The following is a 21010-nucleotide window of genomic DNA, read 5'->3' as shown; positions in this document are numbered from 1 at the left end:
TTCGAACGTTGTAAAGAAGGCGGTCATGGCGATGACCCGACATATCCGCAGAGCCTTAGCGGTGGCCACCGCGCTTCTCCTCAGCCTGAGCCTGGTCTCGCAGGCGAGCGCAGGGACGGTCACGGTCGCCAAGCCACAGCGGCCGAACATCATCTTCTTCCTCGTTGACGACATGTCCGCCGACCTGCTCGCATACATGGACACCGTGCGCGGCCTGGCCGACGACGGCACGACGTTCAGCAATTACTACGTGTCCAACTCGCTGTGCTGCCCGTCACGCGCCTCGATGTTCACCGGCCAGTTCCCGCACAACACCGGCGTGGCCACGAACAAGAACTCCGATCACGGGGGCTACAAGGCGTTCGCGCCGCACGAGTCCAGGACCTACGCCGTCTCGCTGGAACAGGCCGGATACCGCACGGGCTATCTCGGCAAGTACATCAACGAGTATCCGGTGGGCGCCGATTACCACGTCCCACCCGGCTGGGACGAGTGGCATGTGGCGTCCGGCGGCGGTTACAGCGAGTTCAAGTACCAGCTCACCCGCTACGTCAAGGGGGAGACTCCGGGCCTGGACACCTCCGACGGCACGTACCTCGTGGACGAGCTTGCCCAGCGGGCCACGGACTTCATCGAGCGCTCGCGCGAGCGCGCCGCGGGCCGGCCGTTCTTCCTGCAGGTTTCGCCGTTCGCGCCGCACTCCAGGATCGGCGCCAAGCCGGGCGACAAGGAGCCGCGCTTCCCGCCCGCGCGCCGCGACCGGCCCAAGACCCAGTTCCCGGCCGGGGAGTTCCCGCACGGCGACTGCGGCGGGCCCGACTGCAACGGCATCGACGTCAGCACTTTGCCGGCGTTCAATGAGGACACCGCCGACAAGCCTTCGTGGGTACGCCGCGCTCCGCTCGCCCCCGCGCTGGTCAAGGAGCTGCGCAAGGACTTCCGCGACCGGATCCGCATGGTGCAGTCGGTGGACGACATGGTGGCGCGTGTCCTTTCCACGCTGACGGACGCTGAGAAGCGCAACACGTATGTGGTGTTCACCAGCGACAATGGCTTCCATCTAGGCCAGCACCGTCTCGTACGCGGCAAGTCCACCGCCTACGACCACGACGTTCGGGTGCCGCTGCTGGTCAAACGGCCTACGGCAGGACGGCACGGCAACCTGGTGACCGGCGCCATCGCCCAGAACGTCGACCTGTTCGCCACCTTCCTCGACATGGCCGGGGTCGGCGCGGCCACCCGTGACAGCCGCGACGGGCGCAGCCTGCTGCCGCTCATCCAGGGCCACAAGGTGAAGGACTGGCGGAGGGCGGCGCTGATCGAGCATGTCAAGCCCGACCCGGCCGCGCCAGGCGAGCCGGACCCCGATGCCGAGCCGCTCCAGGCGGGGAACTCACAGCCGCCTGGCTACGCGGCGGTGCGCACCGCCGGAGAGCTGTACGTGGAGTACGAGGGCGAGGCGGAGCCCGAGTACTACGACACGGTGGCGGATCCGAACCAGGAGTCCAATGACCCCGGCAACGCCAGGACTTCCGACCTGGGCAAGGTCCTCGACGCGCTGGCGGGATGCGGGAAACCTGGCGCGCCGGACTGCTGGACGGCGGCCCGGCTCTGACTTGGCCCGGTCAGACGTGCGATCCGGGTCAGTCGTCCCCGCCCGCCATCCGGGAAGTGCCGGGCTTCCGCACGTCAACCCCTACTTCAGCAACTGCCTGGCCATGACCAGGCGCTGGATCTGGTTGGTGCCCTCGTAGATCTGGGTGATCTTGGCGTCGCGCATCATCCGCTCCACCGGGTAGTCCCGCGTGTACCCGTACCCCCCGAGCAGTTGCACCGCGTCCGTGGTGATCTCCATGGCGGCGTCGGAGGCGGCGCACTTGGCGGCGCTGGAGAAGAAGGTCAGCTCCTTGACCGGGGTCCCGCGCATGGCCGTCTCCGACATGCCCGCGGCCGTGTACGTGAGCTGCCTGGCCGCCTCCAGTTTCATGGCCATGTCGGCGATCATGAACTGCAGGCCCTGGAAGTCGGCGATCGGGCGGCCGAACTGGCGGCGCTCCTTGACGTAGCCGATCGCGTAGTCGAGGGCGCCCTGGGCGATGCCGAGGGCCTGGGCGGCGATGGTGACGCGGGTGTGGTCGAGGGTGGCCAGGGCGGTCTTGAAGCCGGTGCCCGGCGCGCCGATCATGCGCCAGGCGGGGATGCGGACGTCCTCCAGGATCACCTGGCGGGTGGGTGAGCCCTTGATGCCGAGCTTCTTCTCCTTGGGGCCGAAGGAGACGCCCTCATCGGACTTTTCGACGACGAAGGCGGAGATTCCGCGCGCCCCGGCTGAGGGGTCCGTCACCGCCATCACGGTGTAGTACTCCGACACACCGGCGTTGGTGATCCACATTTTGGTGCCGTTGAGGACGTAGTCGTCGCCGTCCCGGACCGCCCGGGTCTTCATCGACGCCGCGTCCGAGCCCGCCTCCGGCTCGCTCAGCGCGTACGAGAACATCGCCTCGCCGCCGGCCACCGCGGTCAGGTAGCGGGACTTCAGCTCCTCCGAGGCCGACAGCAGGAGCGGGACCGTGCCGAGCTTGTTGACGGCCGGGATGAGGGAGGACGAGGCGCAGGCGCGGGCGACCTCCTCGATGACGATCACCGTGGCCAGCGCGTCCGCCCCGGCGCCCCCGTACTGCTCAGGGATGTGCACGGCGTGGAAGTCGGCCGCGACGAGGTCCTTGTAGACCTCCCAGGGGAACTCCTCGTTCTCGTCCGCGGCGGCGGCGCGCGGGGCGATCTTCTCCTCGGCGAGGGCCCTGATCGCCTCGCGGAGCATGGGGTACTCCTCCGCCACGTCGTGCAGGTGGCCGGCCAGGCTCATTCGCTTCTCCCAACTCAAGGACAGGCACTAAGTGACTTAAGATAAGGCACTGAGTGACATGACGCCAGAGCGGGTGTACGGTGAAGCACCCCATAGGCGGATGGAAGGGAGCAGATGTCCGCGAGGCGAGACGCGCGCCGGGAGTTGATGTCCGCGGCCATCAGCCTGTCCCTTGATGCCGGGTTCGACGCGACCACGGTGGACGAGATCGCCAAGGCCGCCGGAGTGGCCAGGCGGACGTTCTTCCGGCACTTCCGCACGAAGGAGGACGCGATCCTCCCCGACCACGACGCGTGCCTGGGGCGGGTGACGGAGTTCCTCCAGGCGGCCTCTCCGCTGCGCTCGCCGCTCCTCGTGATCGCCGACGCCGCCGGGATCGTCCTGGACATGTACGCCGAGGACCCGGAGACGGCCGTCAGGCGGTACGAGCTGACGCGGCGGGTGCCGGCGCTGCGCGAGTGGGAGATCGCCGCCATCAGCCGCTACCAGCGGGCCTTCGTCGGCTACATGGACGGCCGCCGCGCGGAGGACGGCGGGCAGCAGTTCCGGCTGCGCCATGAGGTCGCCTCCGCCGCCGTGGTGGCCACGCACAACCACGTGCTGCGCGGCTGGCTGCGGTCCGGCGGCCAAGGGGACGTACGCGCGCGGCTCGCGGCGGCGATCTCCGAGGTGACCAAGGCCCTCGGCCCCTGGGTGGACGGCCTCGAGGCCGAGGCCGCCGCGGACGAGGTCATGGTCGTGCTCACCACCCGCCGCACGCCGCTGTGGAAGATCGCCGAGGAGATCGAGGCCGTCGCCCGCCGCCCCGACGATCCGGCTACTCGATGACCAGGTTGACGGGGATGTTGCCGCGGGTGGCGTTGGAGTAGGGGCACACCTGGTGGGTGGCCTCGACGAGCGCCCGGGCCGCCTCCGGCGCGATGGAGTCGGGCAGCTCGACCCGGAGCGTGGCGTCGAGCTGGAAGCCGCCCTTGCCGTTGGGCGACAGGCCGACCTCGGCCGTGACCGACGCGTCCGAGACGTCGAGCTTCTGCTGCGCGCCCACGAGCCGCATCGCCGAGGCGAAGCAGGCGGCGTAGCCGGCGGCGAAGAGCTGCTCGGGGTTGGTGCCCTCGCCGTCGCCGCCCAGCTCCTTCTGCATGGCCAGCTTGACGTCCAGCTTTCCGTCCGAGGAGACCGCGCGGGCGTCGCGTCCGGCGGAGGTGGCGATGGCGGTGTAGATGCTCATGGCGTTGCCCTTCGTTAAGACAGACCTGTCTGTCTGCCGCTGAACATGAGAGTAGACAGGTCTGTCTGGTATCGTCAACTGGTGAGCGCAGAAACGTTGGAGGGCCGTCGCCCCAGCCCGGCACGCGAACGCGTCCTCGAGACCGCGACGCGCCTGTTCTACACGGAGGGCGTCCACTCGGTCGGGATCGACCGGATCATCGCCGAGGCGGGCGTCGCCAAGGCGACCTTCTACCACCACTTCCCGGGCAAGGACGACCTCGTCCGCGCCTACGTGGTCCAGCAGACCTCGCTGCAGCGCACCCTGGTCACGACTCTGCGGGCCGCCTCGCCGCGCGAGAAGCTGCTGGAGATCTTCGCCTACATGTGCGAGTTCGGCGCGGGCACCAGCTATCGCGGCTGCCCGTTCGTCAACACGGCGGCCGAGTATCCCGACCCCGACCACCCCGTACGGCAGGCCATCAACGAATATCGCCGCTGGGTCCGTGGCCTCTACCGCGACCTCCTGGCCGCCGACGGCCACCCCGACCCGGAGCGGACCGCCGACATCCTCCTGCTGCTCAGGGACGGGCTCGTGGTCGGCTTCGACCTCGACGATCCCGCCACGGTCCGGGCCGCCGTCCAGGAGGCGCTCGCCAGGGTGCTGTGAGCCCCCGGCCGGGGGCTCACAGGCTCAGCCGGCGAGCAGGTTCGCCGTGGGGATGATCTGCCGCTGTACGGTGGGGCTGGACCAGTGGAGCTGGGCGATGGCGTCGTAGCCGCTGTCGTAGAACTCCATCTTGATGTCGTGCGCCCCGGCGCTCAGCGCGATCTGGCCGCTGTCGTCGCGCTTGGAGTGATCCGTCCAGTTGTCCACGAGGAGCGTGCCGTCCACCCAGAGCCGCACGCCGTCGTCGCTCGTGGTGATGAACGTGTACGTCTCGGCGCGCTCGGCGATCACCTTGCCCGTCCACCGCACACTGAACGTGTCGGCGGAGACGGCCGGGTCGGGGGCGTTCGCGCCCCAGTCGAAGTCCACCGCCGGGTCGATCCGGGTCAGCTTGGGCGCGGTCAGGTCGGCGTTGTCGAAGTAGGTCGCGGACAGGCCCTGCTGGTCGATGACCAGGGTCGTGGCCGAGCCCGCGGGGAGCGTGAGCGTCGCGGCGCCGCCCGCGATGGCGGCCGTGCCGGTGCGGTGCGGGGCCCACGCGTCGGAGGTGCTCTGCCAGATGGCGGCGGTGCCCGCCGTCAGGCCGGTGAATGTGAGCTTGGTCTCCAGCGGCTGGGCGCCGACGTTGACCAGGACGACGTTCCTGGCCGAGTCCGAGGCGAACGCGTACAGCTGGTCGGTGTCGGCCGTCGCCTGCACCATGGTCGTGCCGAACGGGCGGAACAGGCCCTCGCCGGTGAACATGCCGATGCCGTGGTAGATCGGCAGCGGCTCACTGCGCTGGATGCCGCCCTCGCCCTTCGTGCTGGTCAGGCCGAGCTGGCCGTTCTTGTCGCCGTACTGGTAGGCGGCGGCTCCCGCGTGCAGGATCTGGCCCAGCGCCGCCGCGCCCCACAGCGTGTTGAAGTGGGTCAGCGTACGGTGGCCGTCGGGGTCGTCGAAGTCGGAGTTGAACTCGCCGATCTGAAGGTCGATCTTGCGGCCGAGCACGGACTCGGCCAGCGCGCCGACCTCCTTCAGGTCCGTCTCGTAGCTGCGGATGGCGGCGCCCAGGAGGTCCTCGTCGGTGATCGGGTCCTGGCCGTTGCCGTAGTCGTGGTAGTCGAGGAAGTCGACCCGGTCCCGCGATCCCTCCAGGAACGTCCTGATGTACGGCAGGTCGTTCCAGGCCGTGGCGGGGCCGCCGACGCGGACCGCGGAGTCCACGGCGTCGAGGGCGTCGGTGATCAGGTTGAAGCGCCGGCTGTACTCAGATGCCGACATTTCCGGCTTTTCTGGGGTGCAGGTGCAGTTGAGCTCATTGCCCAGAATGAAGCGCCGCACCGGCGTGCCCGAAGCGGCGAAGTGCCGGTAGAGGGCGACCGCGTCGTCCCGGTTCACCTCGGCGGTCTGGCGGCCGTCCACCTGGAGGATGACGACCGGCTCGGCGCCCAGGTCGCGGATGGCCGCGATCCAGGCGTCACCCGTGATGGTCGTGTCGCACTTGTACCCGCCGCACACGATCGGGCTGGAGTGGTTGCCCGGCTCCTGGTAGTGCAGCTCTATGCGCATCCGGCCCGCTTTGAGGTTGCGCAGGTTTTCGCGGTGCCGGGAGTCGTTCGTGATGTACGAGCCCTCGCCGTACCCGGTGATGCCGACACCGTAGTCGCCGGCGGACAGCGTACGAACCGGCTTGGTGAAGTCCACCGAGACGGCGGCGGCAACGGCCGCCTCCGCGGGTGCCGCCACCGGCCAGATCGCCACGGCCGCGGCCAGGCCGCCCGCGAGAGCGGCGCGGAGCGCGCGGCGCGCTAATGCAGTCATCCTTCTCCTGTCACAAGATCCGTGAGAACTCGTGGATCATGACATATACGGATGACAACCGAGTGAACGCCGCTGTGGCGGGCGTGACGGTGTGCGGTCGCCCAGCCTCAGCGTGCCGGGCGCGGGCTTGCCGGCGAGGCGTGCGCGCGGTTCATACTGGGGCGCACGGATCTCGCCGCGGAGGGGTGAGCGTGGTCACGGAACTGGTCGCGCATGTGCGCGAGGCGTTCGGGTGGGACGCCGACATCGTGGTGTCGGCCGGGCCGCGGGGTGCGCTGGGGCAGATCTGGCGGCTGGAGGTGGGCCCGGCGCGGTACGCGCTGAAGGAGATCTTCGGCGAGCCGCCGTCGGAGGCGTTGATCGAGGCAGAGCTGGCGTTCGCGCGGCGGGCGGCCGAGGCGGGGGTGCGGCTGCCGGCCAGCCACCCCGACCGCGAGGGCCGCCACCTGCTGAGCGCGCCCGGCGGGACGTGGCTGCGCCTGTACGACTGGGTGGACCTGCGGCCGGTCGATCTCGCGGCGCGGGCCACGCCACGCGAGCTCGGGGCGCTGCTGGCGCGCCTGCACCGATGCGCTCCCGCCGCGACGGCGGAGGCCGACGGCGGGCCGCCCGCCGCCTGGTACCACCAGGTCCCCGCCGAGCACGAGTGGCAGACGGACGCGGCCTGGGCCGGGCGGCTGGCCGACCGGGTGGCGACGCTGCCCGAGCTGTGCGCGGCGGTCGCGCCGGCCGATCCCGCCGACCTCATCGTCTGCCACCGCGACCTGCACCCGGAGAACGTGCTGGCCGACCCCGCGGGCACGCTGGTGGTCGTCGACTGGGACAACCTCGGGCCGGCCGCGCCGGGGCGGGAGCTGGCCGGGGCGCTGTTCGACTGGTTCTGCGACGGCCCGGACGCGGACCTCGACGCCATGCGGGCCATGTACGAGGCCTACGTGCGTGCCGGCGGGCCGGGCCGCATCACGGAGCCGGCGGACTTCTCGATGCTGCTGGCGAGCCGCCTGAACTTCCTGCTGGTTCAGACCCGCATCGCACTGGACCCGACGGCAGAGCCGCGGCACCGCGAGTGGGCGGAACGCGAGATCGACGAGGCCCTGCGCATCCTGCCGACACCACGCCAGCTCGCGGACGTGCTGGCGCTGACCGCCTCCCACTGACTCCGCGGGCGGTTGGTGTGGCTATGACCGCAATGGGTATGCCATCCCATGATTACTTACAGTAATCAACACACTACGTAGCGAAGAGGGCCAGCCAGATGAGAGTCGTCGTTGATCTCACCCGCTGCGAGGGCTACGGGCAGTGCGCCTTCCTCGCGCCGGATGTCTTCGCGATGCGCCGTTCCGAAGCCCTCATGTACGAGCTCCACCCGGACGACTCCGAGCGCACCCGCGTCCTGCGCGCCGCCGCGGCCTGCCCGGTCCAGGCCCTGGTGGTCGACCAGGTCCACACGCTCGGAAGGCCCGCGAAGGCCGCCCCGCCCAGGCCTGTGAACGGCAAGAGGCCCGTGGAGGTCGGCCGCATCGTCATCGTGGGCGCCTCGCTGGCCGGGCTGCGGGCGGCGGCGACGCTGCGCAGGGAGGGTTACGCCGGTTCGCTGACCCTGATCAGCGCGGAGCCGTACGAGCCGTACGACCGGCCGCCGCTGTCCAAGCAGGTCCTGACCGGGCAAGTGGCCGCCGACGACACCGCGCTGCCCCGGCGGGCCGAGTTCGAGGCCGAATGGCTGCTCGGGCAGGCGGCGACCGGACTGGACCTGGCGGCCAGGCAGGTTCGCCTCGCGGACGGCCGGAAGGTGGACTTCGACCGCCTGCTGATCGCCACGGGAGCGCGCGCCCGGCCCTGGCCGAACCCGCAGGAGGCCGCCCTGGACGGGGTGTTCCTGCTGCGTACCAACGACGACGCGGCCCGGCTGCGGGAGCGGCTGGCCGCGGGCCCCGGGCGCGTGCTGATCATCGGCGCCGGCTTCACCGGGTCGGAGATCGCCTCCGTCTGCCGTGAGCTGGGCCTGGACGTCACCGTCACCGAGCGCGGGAAGGCGCCGCTGGTCGGCGCGCTGGGCGGGACGATCGGGGCGATCGCGGCGGACATGCAGCGCGATCACGGCGTGGACCTGCGCTGCGAGGTCAGCGTCGAGGCGCTCGAAGGAGACGGGGAGGGGCGCCTGCGCCGCGCGCGCCTGTCCGACGGCACCACGCTCGACGTGGACGTGGCGGTGGCGGCGCTGGGCGCGGAGCGCAACGTCGAATGGCTGGAGGGCTCCGGGCTGGCCGCCGGGGTGTGGGGCATCGCCTGCGACGCGGGCTGCCGCGCGTTCGACGTCAACGCCCTGGTCACCGACAACGTCTTCGTCGCCGGCGACGTGGCGCGCTTCCCGCACCCGGTGTACGAGTACCAGTTCCTGTCGCTCGAACACTGGGGCAACGCGGTGACCCAGGCCCAGGTCGCGGCGCACAACATGATCAGCGCCGAGAGCGACCGCTGGCCGCACGTGTCCCTGCCGGTCTTCTGGTCCGCCCAGTTCGGCGTCAACATCAAGTCCGTCGGGGTGCCGACCTTCGCCGACGAGGTCGTCATCGCGCAGGGCTCGGTCGCCGAGCGCCGCTTCGTCGCCGTCTACGGCAACCGGGGCCGCATCACGGCCGCGGTCGCCTTCGACCAGGCGATGTGGCTCGACTTCTACCAGGCGCAGATCGAGCGGGCCGCGCCGTTCCCGCCCGGCCCCGGCATGGTCGGACGGCCCGACGGCGTCCAGGTCATGCCGGCCGACGTGCCGCAGCGGGTCTCCCCCGCCTACGGCGCGACCGTGGTGCTGACCGGCCACAACCCGGACGAGCGGCGCGTCACGCTGCAGCCGCGGCACTGACCCACACCGAGCCAGCACATCAGGGAGCCGTCATCGTGACAGAGGAAGTGGCAGCGGAAGTGGCAGAGGAATTGGCAGCGGCAAGCGTCTACGAGCAGATCCTCGACCACGCCAACCGCGCCGATCCGTACCCGCTCTACGGCGAGCTCCGCAGGACCCCGGTGGCCCGGCAGCCGGACGGCAGCTACGTGGTCAGCGGCTACCGGGAGATCGTCGCGCTGCTGCACGACCCCCGCGTCAGCTCCGACGTCCGCAACATCCCCGAGATCGCCGCCGAGCGGGAGTCGGGGACGGCGCTGCCGTCGTCCTTCATCAGGCTCGACCCGCCGGACCACGACCGGATCCGGTCCATGATGATGCGGCACTTCGGGCCGCCCCACTCCCCCGGCCGGGTCGACGGCATGGCACCGCGGATCACGCGGATCGTCACGGACCTGATCGACGGGTTCGCCGGGAAGACCCGGGTCGACATCGTCGAGGACTTCGCCTATCCGATGCCGGTCACGGTGATCTGCGAGCTGCTGGGCGTGCCCCGCGAGGACGAGCCCCGCTTCCACCGGTGGTCGCAGGCCATCATCGAGACCGTCGACCCGACGACCGGGACCATCGGCGAGCGGGAGCGGCGGAACATGGAGGTCAGGACGGAGCTCGGCACGTACATGAAAGAGCTGGTGGACGCCCACCGGCGGCGGCCGGGCGACGACCTGCTCTCGGCCATCGTCACCGACCCCGCCATCGACCTGCGACTGGACGAGCTGCTGAGCGCCGCCTCGACGCTGCTCGTCGCCGGCCACGAGACCACCGTCAACCTCGTCGCCAACGGCGTGCTCACCCTGCTGCGCAATCCCCGCGTGCTGGACCGGCTGCGCCACGAGCCCGATCTGGTCGTCGGGACGGTCGAGGAGCTGCTCCGCTTCGAGCCGCCGGTGCAGATGCTCAGCCTCCGGCGCTCCGCGCTGGCCGACATCGACATCGCGGGCACGACGATCCCGAAGGGCTCCGTCATCAGCCTCGTGCTCGCCGCCGGCAGCCGTGACCCCGCCCGTTTCCCCGATGCCGACCGCTTCGACCCCGACCGGCAGGACAACCAGCACCTCGGCTTCGGCAGCGGCATCCACTACTGCTTCGGCGCCCCGCTGGCCCGGCTGGAGACGCAGCTCGCGCTGGGCGAGCTCGCGCGGCGGCTGGTCAATCCGCGCCTGGCCGGCGACCCGCCGCCGTACCGGCCGAACCCGGGCCTGCGCGGGCCCCGGCACCTCTACGTGGAGTTCGACGGCCTCCTCCCGGCCTGAGCGATCCACGCCTCGCCGACGAGGTGATTCAGTCCGGGCCGTTCTCGTTGCAGACTGGCCCGATGGGGGTGCGGGTCCGGGTCGAGGGCGTCGTTCAGGGGGTGGGGTTCCGGCCGTTCGTGCACGGGCTGGCCACGCGGCTCGGGCTGGCCGGCCGGGTGGGCAACGACGCGCACGGCGTCTTCGTCGAGCTGGAGGGCGGGCGCGGCCAGATCGCGGAGTTCCTGGTACGGCTGGAGCGCGACGCGCCCCCGCTGGCCGCGATCGAGCGGGTGACCGTCGCCTCCCGTACAGTGCGCGCGGACGGCCGGTTCGAGATCGTCGCGAGCGACCCGTCGGGGGCGTCACGCACGCTGGTGTCGCCCGACATCGCGACCTGCGCCGACTGCCTGGCGGAGCTGGCCGACCCCGCCGACCGGCGCTACCGCTACCCGTTCGTCAACTGCGTCAACTGCGGGCCGAGGCTGACGATCGTGCGGGCGATGCCGTACGACCGGCCGCTGACCACGATGGCGGGGTTCGCCATGTGCGAGGGCTGCCTGGCCGAGTACCACGATCCGGCCGACCGGCGCTTCCACGCGCAGCCCATCTGCTGCCCGGCGTGCGGTCCCACGCTCGGACTCGTCGGCGCGGCGGGCGACCCACTGGCCGGCGCCGTAGAGGTGCTGCGCCAGGGCGGGGTGCTGGCGGTGAAGGGACTCGGCGGCTACCACCTGTCGGTGCCGGCCGGCGACGAGGGCGCCGCCGCCGAGCTGCGGCGGCGCAAGCAGCGCGAGGACAAGCCGTTCGCGGTCATGGTCGCCGACCTGGCCGCGGCCCGGCGGCTGTGCGAGGTGGACGAGGCCGGCGCCGCGCTCCTGACCGATCGCGCCCGGCCGGTCGTCCTGCTTCCGCGCCTCCCGGACGCGGCGGTGGCCGGGGCGGTCGCGCCGGGCAGCCGCCAGCTCGGGTTGATGCTGCCGTACACGCCGCTGCATCACCTGCTGCTCGCCGACGTGGGCGCCCCGATCGTGCTGACCAGCGGCAACCGCTCGGACGAGCCCATCGCGTACGACGACCGCGACGCCCTGGAGCGGCTCGGCGGCATCGCGGACGCGTTCCTCACGCATGACCGCCCGATCCACCTGCGCGCCGACGACTCGGTGGTGCGGCCCTTCCGGGGCAAGGGGATGGCCGTGCGGCGCTCGCGCGGCCACGCCCCGCGCCCGTTCACGCTGGCCGGGGAGGCGCCCCGGCCGATCCTCGGCTGCGGCGCCGAGCTGAAGAACACCTTCTGCCTGGCGAAGGGGCGCCACGCGTTCGTCTCGCCGCACATCGGCGACCTGGAGGACTACGAGACCTTCCGGTCGTACGTCGAGGGGATCGAGCATTTCGCCGCGCTGTTCGACGTGCGTCCCGAGGTGGTGGCCCACGACCTGCACCCGGAGTACCTGTCCACCAAGCACGCCCTGGGCCTGCCGGACGTCGAGCTGGTCGCCGTCCAGCACCACCACGCGCACATCGCCGCCTGCCTGGCCGACAACGGCGAGCACGGCCCGGTGATCGGGGTCGCGTTCGACGGGCTCGGCTACGGCCTCGACGGGACGCTGTGGGGCGGCGAGTTCCTGCTGGCCGACCTGGTCACGTTCGAGCGGGCCGGGCATCTGGCGCCCGTGCCGATGCCGGGCGGCAGCGCGGCGATCAGGCAGCCGTGGCGGATGGCCGCCGCGTACCTGGACGGCGACGACGAGGGGCTGGCCGTGGCCCGGCGCAACGGGCAGCGGTGGCGGCAGGTGAGCGCGCTGGCCCGGCGGGGCGGGCAGGCCGCACCGCTGACGTCGAGCGCGGGCCGCCTGTTCGACGCCGTGGCGGCGCTGCTCGGCGTGCGCGACGCCATCACGTACGAGGGGCAGGCCGCGATCGAGCTGGAGCAGCTCGCCGACCCCGGCGAGCGCGGCGGCTACCCGGCGGCCGTCTCGCGCGACGGCGGCGTGCTGGTGGTGGCCGGCTCGGACCTGGTACGGGCCGCCGTGGCGGATCTGGCCGCGGGCGTCGGCGTGCCGGTCATCTCCGCCCGCTTCCACAACGGCGTGGGCGATCTCATCGTGCGCTGCTGCCGGATGCTGCGCGACGGGACGGGGCTGACGACGGTCGCGCTGTCCGGCGGCGTCTTCCAGAACCTGCTGCTGCTGCGGCGCACGGTGGACCGGCTGGGCGGGGCCGGGTTCCGGGTGCTCACCCACTCCGGCGTGCCGGCCAACGACGGCGGCATCAGCCTCGGCCAGGTGGCCGTCGCCGCCGCCCGGGACCGGTTCGGCGATCAGTCCATAGGTCACTCCATGGGGCTTTCCGGCACGTCCCGGTGAGGCCACGGGGAGGCGCCGACCACGACCCCGTACAGCAGGTGGTCGGCCAGCAGTGCCAGGCGCTCCGGCGTGGTGCGGGGATGGCGCGGCAGGCCGAGGGCGGGCGCGATGGCCGCCTCGAAGGCGAGCCAGAACGCCACGCCGTAGGCCGGTCCCGCCCAGGGATGGCGGCGGAACGCGTACGGCAGCAGCCCGTACAGCGCGCCTCCGGCCGTGCCGTATCCCCAGTGCGTCAGCTCCACCACCGCGGGGCGTCGCCGGTGGTGCACCCGGCGGAAGATCCGCGGGACGGTGCGCTCCAGCACGGCCTCGGGCGGCACCTTCGCCACGAGGCCGATCGCCGTCGTGAACTGCCGCAGCCCGGACATCGCCATGGAGCCGATCGCTCCCCGCGCGGCGGCGCGGATCAGGACCTGCGCGGGCCGGGTGGACACGCGTTCGCGCAGCTCATCACGGGTGCCGGTACGGGGCGGCAGGGTCTGCGTCATGGTTTACAACCTCCGTCATCACGGTATGTCCGCTACGTAGAGTCGCAGGTCGGATACCAAGCGATATGGGGGCCTAAACCTCTACACAGGCCAACAAGGGGGCTTGGGCCATGACAACCACACAAACACCGAAAGCCTTGGACGAGGTGCACATCCTGTGGACCTCGGAGGGCATGAGCTGCGACGGCGACACGGTCTCGGTCACCGCCGCCACGCTGCCGAGCCTGGAGGACGTCCTGCTCGGGCTCGTACCGGGACTGCCCAAGGTGCACCTGCACAACAAGGTGCTGGCCGCGGAGACGGGCGACGCCTTCATGGCCCCGTTCCACCGGGCCCACCAGGGCGAGCTCGGCCCGTTCATCTTCGTGGTCGAGGGTTCCATCCCGAACGAGAGGATCAACGGCGAGGGTTACTGGACGTCCATGGGCAACGACCCGGCCACCGGCCAGCCCATCACGGTCAACCAGTGGATCGACCGGCTCGCGCCCAAGGCGTGGGCCGTGGTCGCGATCGGCACCTGCGCGACGTACGGCGGCATCCACGCCATGGCCGGCAACCCGACCGGGTGCATGGGGCTGTCCGACTACCTGGGGCGGGACTTCCGCTCCGCGGGCGGGCTGCCCATCGTCAACGTGCCCGGCTGTCCCGTCCAGCCGGACAACTTCACCGAGACGCTGACCTGGCTGCTGTACCAGGCGGCGGGCATGGCGCCGATGATCCCGCTCGACGAGATGCTGCGTCCCACCTGGCTGTTCGGCAAGACCGTGCACGAGGGCTGCGACCGGGCCGGCTACTACGAGCAGGGCGACTTCGCCCATGACTACAACTCCCCCAAGTGCCTCGTGCGCGTCGGCTGCTGGGGGCCGGTGGTCAACTGCAACGTCACCAAGCGCGGCTGGATGGACGGCGTCGGCGGCTGCCCGAACGTGGGCGGCATCTGCATCGCCTGCACCATGCCCGGCTTCCCCGACAAGTTCATGCCCTTCATGGACGAGCCCCCGGGCGCGTCCGTCTCGGTCGCGATGAGCGGCGCGTACGGCGCGATGATCCGCAGGCTTCGCGCGATCACCAACAAGGCAGCGAACAAGGAGCCGAAGTGGCGCCACAACCGCCGCAGGCTGACGAGCGGGTTCGACCCGCGCTGGGGAAACGGTTGAGAGGGAGAGCGGCGAGGTGGCAATCCGTACGGCGGGTGAGAAGAAGCTCAAGGGCGAGGCCCGCGAGCTCGTGGAGATGTCCTGGGACCCGATCACCAGGATCATCGGGAACCTGGGCATCTACACGAAGATAGATTTCAAGAACCGCGAGGTCGTCGAGTGCAAGAGCACGTCGTCGCTGTTCCGCGGCTACAGCGTGTTCATGAGGGGCAAGGACCCGCGCGACGCCCACTTCATCACCAGCCGCATCTGCGGCATCTGCGGCGACAACCATGCGGTCTGCTCGATCTACGCGCAGAACATGGCGTACGGCATCAAGACCCCGCCACTGGGCGAGTGGATCATCAACCTGGGCGAAGCCGCCGAGTACATGTTCGACCACACGCTCTTCCAGGACAACCTCGTCTTCGTCGACTACTGCGAGCAGATGGTCAAGGAGACGAACCCGAGCCTGCTGCGCCGGGCCGAGACGACGCAGGCGCCCAACTCCGCGATCCACGGCTACCGGACGATCGCCGACATCATGCGCGCGTGCAACCCGTTCAGCGGTGACCTCTACCGCGAGGCGCTGCAGGTGAGCCGGATCACCAGGGAGATGTGCTGCCTGATGGAGGGCCGGCACGTGCACCCGTCCACGCTGTACCCCGGCGGCGTGGGCACCGTGGCCACCCCTCAGGTGTTCACCGACTACATGGTGCGGCTGCTGAAGGTCCTCGACTTCGTCAAGAGGGCCGTCCCGCTGAACGACGACCTCTTCGACTTCTTCTACGAGGCGATGCCCGGCTACGAGGAGGTCGGCCGCCGGCGCGTGATGCTCGGGTGCTGGGGCGCGTTCCAGGACCCGGCGGTGGTCGACTACGACTACCGGACCATGAACGCCTGGGGCCGCCGGATGTTCGTCACGCCGGGCATCGTGCTGGACGGCGAGCTGATCACGACGAACCTCGTGGACATCAACCTCGGCATCAGGATCATGCTGGGCAGCTCCTACTACGACGACTGGCAGGCCGAGGAGACGTTCGTCACCCACGACCCGCTGGGCAACCCGGTGGACCAGCGCCACCCGTGGAACCAGACGACCCTGCCCAAGCCGCAGAAGCGCGACCTGGAGAACGGGAACTACAGCTGGGTGATGAGCCCCCGCTGGTACGACTCGCGCACCGGCGACCATCTGGCGCTCGACACCGGCGGCGGCCCGCTGGCGCGGCTGTGGACCACGGCGCTCGCCGGCCTCGTCGACACCGGCACGGTGCGGGCCACCGGCCAGAGCGTCGAGATCAACCTGCCCAAGAGCGCGTCCCTCCCGGAGACGCGGCTGGAGTGGAGGATCCCGCGCTGGGCGAACACCATCGAGCGCAACCGCGCCCGCGCCTATTTCGTGGCGTACGCGGCGGCGATGGCACTGTACTTCCTCGATCAGGCGATGGGCGAGGTCAGGGCCGGACGCACGCAGGTGTTCACCGACTTCGAGGTGCCGGACGAGGCAATCGGGGTCGGCTTCCACGAGGCGGTGCGCGGAGTGCTCTCGCACCACCTGGTGATCCGCGAGGGCAAGATCGCGAACTACCATCCGTACCCGCCGACGCCGTGGAACGCCAGCCCGCGCGACATGCACGGCACGCCGGGCCCGTACGAGGACGCGGTGCAGGGGCTGCCGATCTTCGAGGAGAACGGCGCCGACTCGTTCAAGGGCATCGACATCATGCGTACCGTGCGCAGCTTCGACCCGTGCCTGCCCTGCGGCGTGCACATGTACCTCGGCGGCGGCAAGGTGCTCAAGCAAGTCCACTCGCCCACCTTCGGCGCGAGCGTCTCCGGCTGATGAACGAGCGCGTCCGCAGGATCGAATCCCTGCTCGACAAGGCCGACTCGGCCGCCACGGAGCTCGTCGCGGAGGTGCTCGGCCTGTACGGCGAGGGCCTGGCGCGGGTCATGACGCTCGTGGGCGAGGAGGCGGCGGCGCGCCTGGGCGCCGACGAGCTGGTCTCGCCCCTGCTCCTGCTGCACGATCTGCACCCGCTGGACACGCGGACCCGGGTGGAGCAGGCCCTGGCCGGCGCCGCCGACCTGCTCTCCGTCGAAGGCGACCTGGTACGGCTGCGCGTACGCCCGTCCGGCTGCCGCTCCTCGGCGGCCGGGGCGGCCTCGGCCCTCCGGGACGCGGTACGCGAGGCGGCCCCGGAGATCGAGCGGGTCGAGATCGAGGTCGCGGACGCGGCCCTGATCCCGATCGAGAGCCTGACCGTCCGCCCCGCCTCGCGGGCGCCGGTGCCATGACGGGCCTGCTGCGCCGGCTCGCCGCGCAGTCAGTCGAGCCTGCCCGGCGAGAACGGCGCACCCAGCGCTGCGAGCTGTGCGCCGAGCCGCTGCCGGCCGTCCACCGCCACCTGCTGGAGCTGGCCGGGCGCGAGCTGCGCTGCGCGTGCCGCGCCTGCCAGGTGCTGTTCGACCACGCGGCGGCCGGCGGCGGGCACTACCGGCTGGTGCCCGAGCGCCGCTGGCGGCTGAGCGGCTTCCGCCTGGACGAGGGGGCCTGGGCCCGCCTGCGGGCCCCGGTGCGCACGGTGTTCCTGATCCACGACTCGGACACCGGTGACCCGGTCCTTTACTACCCGAGCCCGGCCGGGGCGGTGCGGGCGCCCGCCGACCGGACCGCCTGGGAGCTGCTGCGGCGCGACAACCCGGTGCTGCGGCAGCTGGAGCCGGACGTCGAGGCCCTGCTCGTCGACCGCGAAGCCTGGATCGCGCCGGTGGACGACTGCTACGCGCTCGTCGGAGCCATCCGCGCGCACTGGCGGGGGCTGACGGGCGGCAAGGACGTACGCGAGCACATCACCCGATTCTTCACCGACCTCGGCGGCCGGTCCGTCACCGTGCCGGCCACCAGCAGCGACAGGAGCCCAGCGTGAAAAAGAAGTCGACGATCAAGACCGGCCGGCGCGACGTGCGCCCCGACGCCCCCTCCCACGTCAAGGGCGTGGCCGAGGGCAACGCGCCGGGCGGCTACGGCAAGCAGAAGGGCCATTTGCCCGACGGCCGCTCCACGGCCAGGCGCTCGACCGGCGTCAACCCCCGCATGCACGACCCGATCGACCCCGACATGCCCAACCTGTCGCCCGCGTGATGCCGTCGACATCAATGGCGACGTCAATGACGACATCAATGGCCACACCACCGACCCTGCGGATCGAGGTGCGCGACGTCGAGCCCGCCACGCCCGCCGTCGCGCCCACTCTGTGTTTCCGGCTCGACCTGCGTGCGGACGCTCCGGTCCAGGCGCTCACGCTGGCCACGCAGATCCGCATCGACGCCACCGCACGCGGCTACGACGAGCCCGCGCCGCAACGGCTCAAGGAGCTGTTCGGCCCGCCGGAGGAGTGGGGACGCAACCTGTCCAGCCTGCTGTGGACGCAGACCGTCACCCACGTCCCGGCCTTCACCGGCGGCACGACCACGCCGGTCACGGTCGCGTGCACCTACGACTTCGACGTGGCCGCGGCCAAATACCTGCACGGCCTGCCGGACGGCGAGGTGCCGCTGCGGTTCCTGTTCACCGGGACGGTGTTCTACCTCGACGACGGCCGCCTGCAGGCGGCCTGCCTGCCGTGGGACACCGAGGCGGACTTCCGCATGCCGGTGGAGGTGTGGAAGGACCTCATGGACCGCCACTTCCCGGACACCGCCTGGATCCGGCTGGAGCGCGGCACGTTCGACCGCCTGTACGCGCACCGGGTCCGGCACACCCTGCTCGGCTGGGACGACGCGGTGCGGTCGCTGCTGGAGACGGGCGGAGGCTGATCCCACATGGATCCTGTCAGGCAGATCGCGCAGGCCGTGCTGTACGAGGGCTACCTGTTGTGGCCGTACCGGGAGTCGTCGCTGAAGAACCGGCACCGCTGGACGATCGGCGGCGTGCACCCCGAGGCGTACGGGCGGGCGGGCGGCGACCCGTGGCTGATGCGTACCGAGTGCCTGCTCGAAGCCGGGCCCCGCGACCTCGTCGACGTGTCCGTGCGCTTCCTGCACGTCGTCACCCGGCTCCGCGCCGGAGAGCCGGAGGCGCCCGGCACCGGCGAGGAGGCGCAGGAGCGTGAGGTGAGCATGCCGGGCCTGGTCCTGGAGGACCTGCTGAACGGCCCGGTCATCGAGAAGATCGACGTGCCCGCCGGGGAGGAGTCTTCCGAGGGGACCGTGCTGCGCGGCTGGCGGGAGCTGTGCGGCCGGATCGAGGCGAGCGCGCGGCGGCTGCGCGCGGACCTGTTCCGGATCACGGTCGAGGTGGTCAACACCACGCCCTGGCCCGGGGGCACCCGGGAGGAGGCCATGCGGCGCACGCTGGTCTCCGCGCACACCGTGCTGCGTGCACCGCAGGCCCGGTTCGTCTCCCTCATGGACCCGCCGGAGGACCTGCGGGCGGAGGCAGCGGCCTGCGACAACGCCGGCGTCTGGCCGGTGCTCGCCGGACCGGAGGGCGACCGGCACACCGTGCTGTCCGCGCCGATCATCCTCTACGACCACCCGCGGATCGCGCCGGAGAGCCCCGGCGACCTCTTCGACGCGACCGAGATCGACCAGCTCCTCACGCTGAGCGTGCTCGCCCTCAGCGACCGCGAACGGGAGGAGATCCGCCACGGGGACCCGCGCGCCCGCGCGATCCTCGACCGCTGCGACTCCCTCACACCCGACGAGCTGATGCGGTTGCACGGCATCATGCGCAGGACGGAGCCTCACGAATGACTGGATTCTGGACCCGGATGGAGGGCCGCGGCCCCGCCGAGGTGGTCATCGGCGGCGTGCCGGTCGGGCCGGGCAGCCGGGTACGGCTGCGGCCCCGCGCGCAGGCCGACGTCTTCGACCTCGTGCTCGACGGCCGCGTGGCCGTCGTGGAGAGCGTGGAACAGGACGAAGAGGGCGCCTTCCACGTCGCGGTCACGCTCGACGACGATCCCGGGCGCGACCTGGGCGAGGCCCGGCTGCCCGGGCACCGGTTCTTCTACTCCCCCGAGGAGATCGAGCCCCTCGGGGAGCAGGACGGCCGCCCGGACCCCGGCCGCGTCCTGGTGGCCGGGATCGGCAACGTGTTCCTGGGGGACGACGGGTTCGGCGTCGAGGTGGCCCGCCACCTGGCCGGGCAGGCGGGCGTAGCGGGCATGGAAGTCGTCGACTTCGGCATCCGCGGCATGGACCTGGCTTTTGCCCTGCAACGGGACTACACGGGCGTGGTGTTCGTGGACGCGGCCCCGCGTGGCCTGGCTCCCGGCACGCTCACCGTCCTCGAGCCCGAATTGCCGGACGGGGACGACGCGGCGGTGGAGACGCACGGCATGGACCCCGTCAGGGTCCTGCGGCTGGCCCGGCAGCTCGGCCGGCTCCCCGCGCGGGTGCGGGTCGTCTGCTGCGAGCCGGCGTCGGTCGAGGAGGACCCGTTCGAGCTGAGCACCCCGGTACGCGCGATGGTCGGCGAGGCGGCCGGTCTAGTGAAGTCCCTGGTTATGGAAATGATTGCGGAAAGTGCCACTCCGGACGCCCGCGATCCGGCACCCACGGTGAGGTGATGTGAGATGTGGAAGTCGCGCACGGTGAAGCTGGTCGTGCTCTGCGGGATGGCGCTGGTCGTCATCCGCATGTGGCCGGACATCCGGCGATACATCAAGATGGAGCGAATGTAGGGGCAGCATGCATGAGATCGGGATGTGCGAGGGGCTCGTCGAGCTGATCGAGCAGCAGGCGGGAGGCAGGGCGGTCGCGGCCGCCCGGGTACGCGTCGGCGCCCGGCACGCCGTCGTCGACGAGGCCTTCGGGCAGGCGTTCACGCTGGCCGCGGCCGGCACGACCGTGCAGGACGCGGTGGTGGAGCTCGTCATCACGCCAATGACGGTCGGCTGCCGCAACTGCGGCGAGCACTCCGAGTCGGTGGACACCCTGGCGGTCTGCCCGGGCTGCGGCGACGACGGCGTCGACATCAGCGGCGGCGACGAGCTGGTCCTGGAGTCGCTCACGTTCGCCACGTCAGGCGCTTCCGACGGGGAGGTGCCCGGTGTGCCTTGGCATTCCAGGTGAGCTCGTCGAGCGCCTCCCCGAACACGAAGACCTCGCCGTGGTGGACGTCAGCGGCGTGCGCCGGCGCATCAACGTCGGCCTGCTCGCCGACGAGGCGCTCGGGCCCGGCGACTGGGTGCTCGTGCACGTCGGGTTCGCGCTGTCCAAGATCTCCGAGCTGGAGGCGCAGGCGGTGCTCGACTATCTCAACGGGCTCGGGCAGCCGTACGCGGACGAACTCGACGCGCTGCGCGCCTCGGACATCGCCTAGGAAGGACCTG

22 protein-coding genes are annotated in these 21010 nt (G+C 71.3%); 18 read left to right on the top strand and 4 right to left on the bottom strand.

Going from position 1 to position 21010, the window contains the following annotated elements:
• The first annotated feature begins 25 nt into the window (after positions 1–25).
• Complete coding sequence (locus ACIBI9_RS53215; protein ID WP_397235097.1) at positions 26–1615, top strand: sulfatase; 1590 nt, start codon at positions 26–28, stop codon at positions 1613–1615.
• 81 nt (positions 1616–1696) lie between these two features.
• Here ACIBI9_RS53215 and ACIBI9_RS53210 read toward each other — a convergent pair whose 3' ends face one another.
• Positions 1697–2866 carry an acyl-CoA dehydrogenase family protein gene (locus ACIBI9_RS53210; protein ID WP_397235096.1) on the bottom strand — a complete coding sequence of 390 codons (1170 nt, stop codon included), beginning with the start codon at positions 2864–2866 and terminating at the stop codon, positions 1697–1699.
• A 114-nt stretch (positions 2867–2980) separates the two neighbouring features.
• Here ACIBI9_RS53210 and ACIBI9_RS53205 point away from each other — a divergent pair, with 114 nt between their 5' ends.
• The gene (locus ACIBI9_RS53205; RefSeq protein WP_397235095.1) at positions 2981–3694 is read left to right on the top strand and encodes a TetR family transcriptional regulator; all 714 of its coding nucleotides are present in this window, start codon (positions 2981–2983) and stop codon (positions 3692–3694) included.
• Here the strand turns inward: ACIBI9_RS53205 and ACIBI9_RS53200 are convergent.
• On the bottom strand, positions 3684–4094 hold the full coding sequence (locus ACIBI9_RS53200) for an organic hydroperoxide resistance protein (protein WP_397235094.1): 411 nt from the start codon (positions 4092–4094) through the stop codon (positions 3684–3686). The genes ACIBI9_RS53205 and ACIBI9_RS53200 overlap by 11 nt on opposite strands.
• A gap of 81 nt (positions 4095–4175) precedes the next feature.
• On the opposite strand from ACIBI9_RS53200, the gene ACIBI9_RS53195 reads away from it, so the two are divergent.
• Entirely contained in the window at positions 4176–4742 is a 567-nt protein-coding gene (locus ACIBI9_RS53195) for a TetR/AcrR family transcriptional regulator (protein ID WP_397235093.1), read from the top strand.
• Positions 4743–4766: 24 nt separating this feature from the next.
• Here the strand turns inward: ACIBI9_RS53195 and ACIBI9_RS53190 are convergent, their stop codons facing one another.
• Complete coding sequence (locus ACIBI9_RS53190) at positions 4767–6545, bottom strand: PA14 domain-containing protein (RefSeq protein ID WP_397235092.1); 1779 nt, start codon at positions 6543–6545, stop codon at positions 4767–4769.
• Positions 6546–6736: 191 nt separating this feature from the next.
• Here ACIBI9_RS53190 and ACIBI9_RS53185 point away from each other — a divergent pair, with 191 nt between their 5' ends.
• The 4 genes from ACIBI9_RS53185 to hypF all read left to right on the top strand — a co-directional run bounded on the left by ACIBI9_RS53185 (position 6737) and on the right by hypF (position 13045).
• A complete protein-coding gene (locus ACIBI9_RS53185) occupies positions 6737–7702 on the top strand; it encodes a phosphotransferase enzyme family protein (RefSeq protein WP_397235091.1) in 966 nt (321 codons plus the stop codon).
• 98 nt (positions 7703–7800) lie between these two features.
• Complete coding sequence (locus ACIBI9_RS53180) at positions 7801–9408, top strand: FAD-dependent oxidoreductase (protein WP_397235090.1); 1608 nt, start codon at positions 7801–7803, stop codon at positions 9406–9408.
• Positions 9409–9443: 35 nt separating this feature from the next.
• A complete protein-coding gene (locus ACIBI9_RS53175; RefSeq protein ID WP_397235089.1) occupies positions 9444–10700 on the top strand; it encodes a cytochrome P450 in 1257 nt (418 codons plus the stop codon).
• 62 nt (positions 10701–10762) lie between these two features.
• Positions 10763–13045 carry a carbamoyltransferase HypF gene (gene hypF / locus ACIBI9_RS53170; RefSeq protein ID WP_397235088.1) on the top strand — a complete coding sequence of 761 codons (2283 nt, stop codon included), beginning with the start codon at positions 10763–10765 and terminating at the stop codon, positions 13043–13045.
• Here hypF and ACIBI9_RS53165 read toward each other — a convergent pair.
• Complete coding sequence (locus ACIBI9_RS53165; protein WP_397235087.1) at positions 13012–13533, bottom strand: hypothetical protein; 522 nt, start codon at positions 13531–13533, stop codon at positions 13012–13014. The genes hypF and ACIBI9_RS53165 overlap by 34 nt on opposite strands.
• Positions 13534–13643: 110 nt before the next feature.
• Here ACIBI9_RS53165 and ACIBI9_RS53160 point away from each other — a divergent pair, with 110 nt between their 5' ends.
• From ACIBI9_RS53160 to ACIBI9_RS53110, 11 genes are read left to right on the top strand one after another with little or no spacing between them, the layout of a single operon-like run.
• Positions 13644–14690 (top strand): hydrogenase expression protein HypE, encoded by a 1047-nt coding sequence (locus tag ACIBI9_RS53160; RefSeq protein ID WP_397235086.1) that lies wholly within the window; start codon positions 13644–13646, stop codon positions 14688–14690.
• A 16-nt stretch (positions 14691–14706) separates the two neighbouring features.
• Complete coding sequence (locus ACIBI9_RS53155) at positions 14707–16512, top strand: nickel-dependent hydrogenase large subunit (RefSeq protein WP_397235085.1); 1806 nt, start codon at positions 14707–14709, stop codon at positions 16510–16512.
• Positions 16512–16967 carry a hypothetical protein gene (locus tag ACIBI9_RS53150; RefSeq protein WP_397235084.1) on the top strand — a complete coding sequence of 152 codons (456 nt, stop codon included), beginning with the start codon at positions 16512–16514 and terminating at the stop codon, positions 16965–16967. The genes ACIBI9_RS53155 and ACIBI9_RS53150 overlap by 1 nt, the downstream gene beginning before the upstream one ends.
• A complete protein-coding gene (locus tag ACIBI9_RS53145) occupies positions 16964–17599 on the top strand; it encodes a DUF5947 family protein (RefSeq protein ID WP_397235083.1) in 636 nt (211 codons plus the stop codon). Before ACIBI9_RS53150 ends, ACIBI9_RS53145 begins: the two co-directional genes overlap by 4 nt.
• The gene (locus tag ACIBI9_RS53140; RefSeq protein ID WP_397235082.1) at positions 17596–17814 is read left to right on the top strand and encodes a hypothetical protein; all 219 of its coding nucleotides are present in this window, start codon (positions 17596–17598) and stop codon (positions 17812–17814) included. The genes ACIBI9_RS53145 and ACIBI9_RS53140 overlap by 4 nt, the downstream gene beginning before the upstream one ends.
• A 38-nt stretch (positions 17815–17852) precedes the next feature.
• Positions 17853–18488, top strand: coding sequence for a DUF6084 family protein (locus ACIBI9_RS53135; RefSeq protein ID WP_397235081.1), 636 nt, complete (start codon positions 17853–17855; stop codon positions 18486–18488).
• 6 nt (positions 18489–18494) lie between these two features.
• Positions 18495–19427 carry a hypothetical protein gene (locus ACIBI9_RS53130; RefSeq protein WP_397235080.1) on the top strand — a complete coding sequence of 311 codons (933 nt, stop codon included), beginning with the start codon at positions 18495–18497 and terminating at the stop codon, positions 19425–19427.
• Complete coding sequence (locus ACIBI9_RS53125; protein ID WP_397235079.1) at positions 19424–20245, top strand: hydrogenase maturation protease; 822 nt, start codon at positions 19424–19426, stop codon at positions 20243–20245. The genes ACIBI9_RS53130 and ACIBI9_RS53125 overlap by 4 nt, the downstream gene beginning before the upstream one ends.
• Positions 20246–20251: 6 nt before the next feature.
• On the top strand, positions 20252–20359 hold the full coding sequence (locus ACIBI9_RS53120) for a DUF6893 family small protein (protein WP_394501639.1): 108 nt from the start codon (positions 20252–20254) through the stop codon (positions 20357–20359).
• Positions 20360–20366: 7 nt separating this feature from the next.
• Positions 20367–20750 (top strand): hydrogenase maturation nickel metallochaperone HypA, encoded by a 384-nt coding sequence (locus ACIBI9_RS53115; RefSeq protein ID WP_397235078.1) that lies wholly within the window; start codon positions 20367–20369, stop codon positions 20748–20750.
• Entirely contained in the window at positions 20728–21000 is a 273-nt protein-coding gene (locus tag ACIBI9_RS53110) for a HypC/HybG/HupF family hydrogenase formation chaperone (protein ID WP_397235077.1), read from the top strand. The genes ACIBI9_RS53115 and ACIBI9_RS53110 overlap by 23 nt, the downstream gene beginning before the upstream one ends.
• Positions 21001–21010 lie beyond the last annotated feature (10 nt).

This window comes from Nonomuraea sp. NPDC050451 (assembly GCF_044458585.1).
The sequence above is the reverse complement of the archived record's forward strand: the minus strand, read 5'-3'. Positions and strand labels throughout refer to the sequence as shown.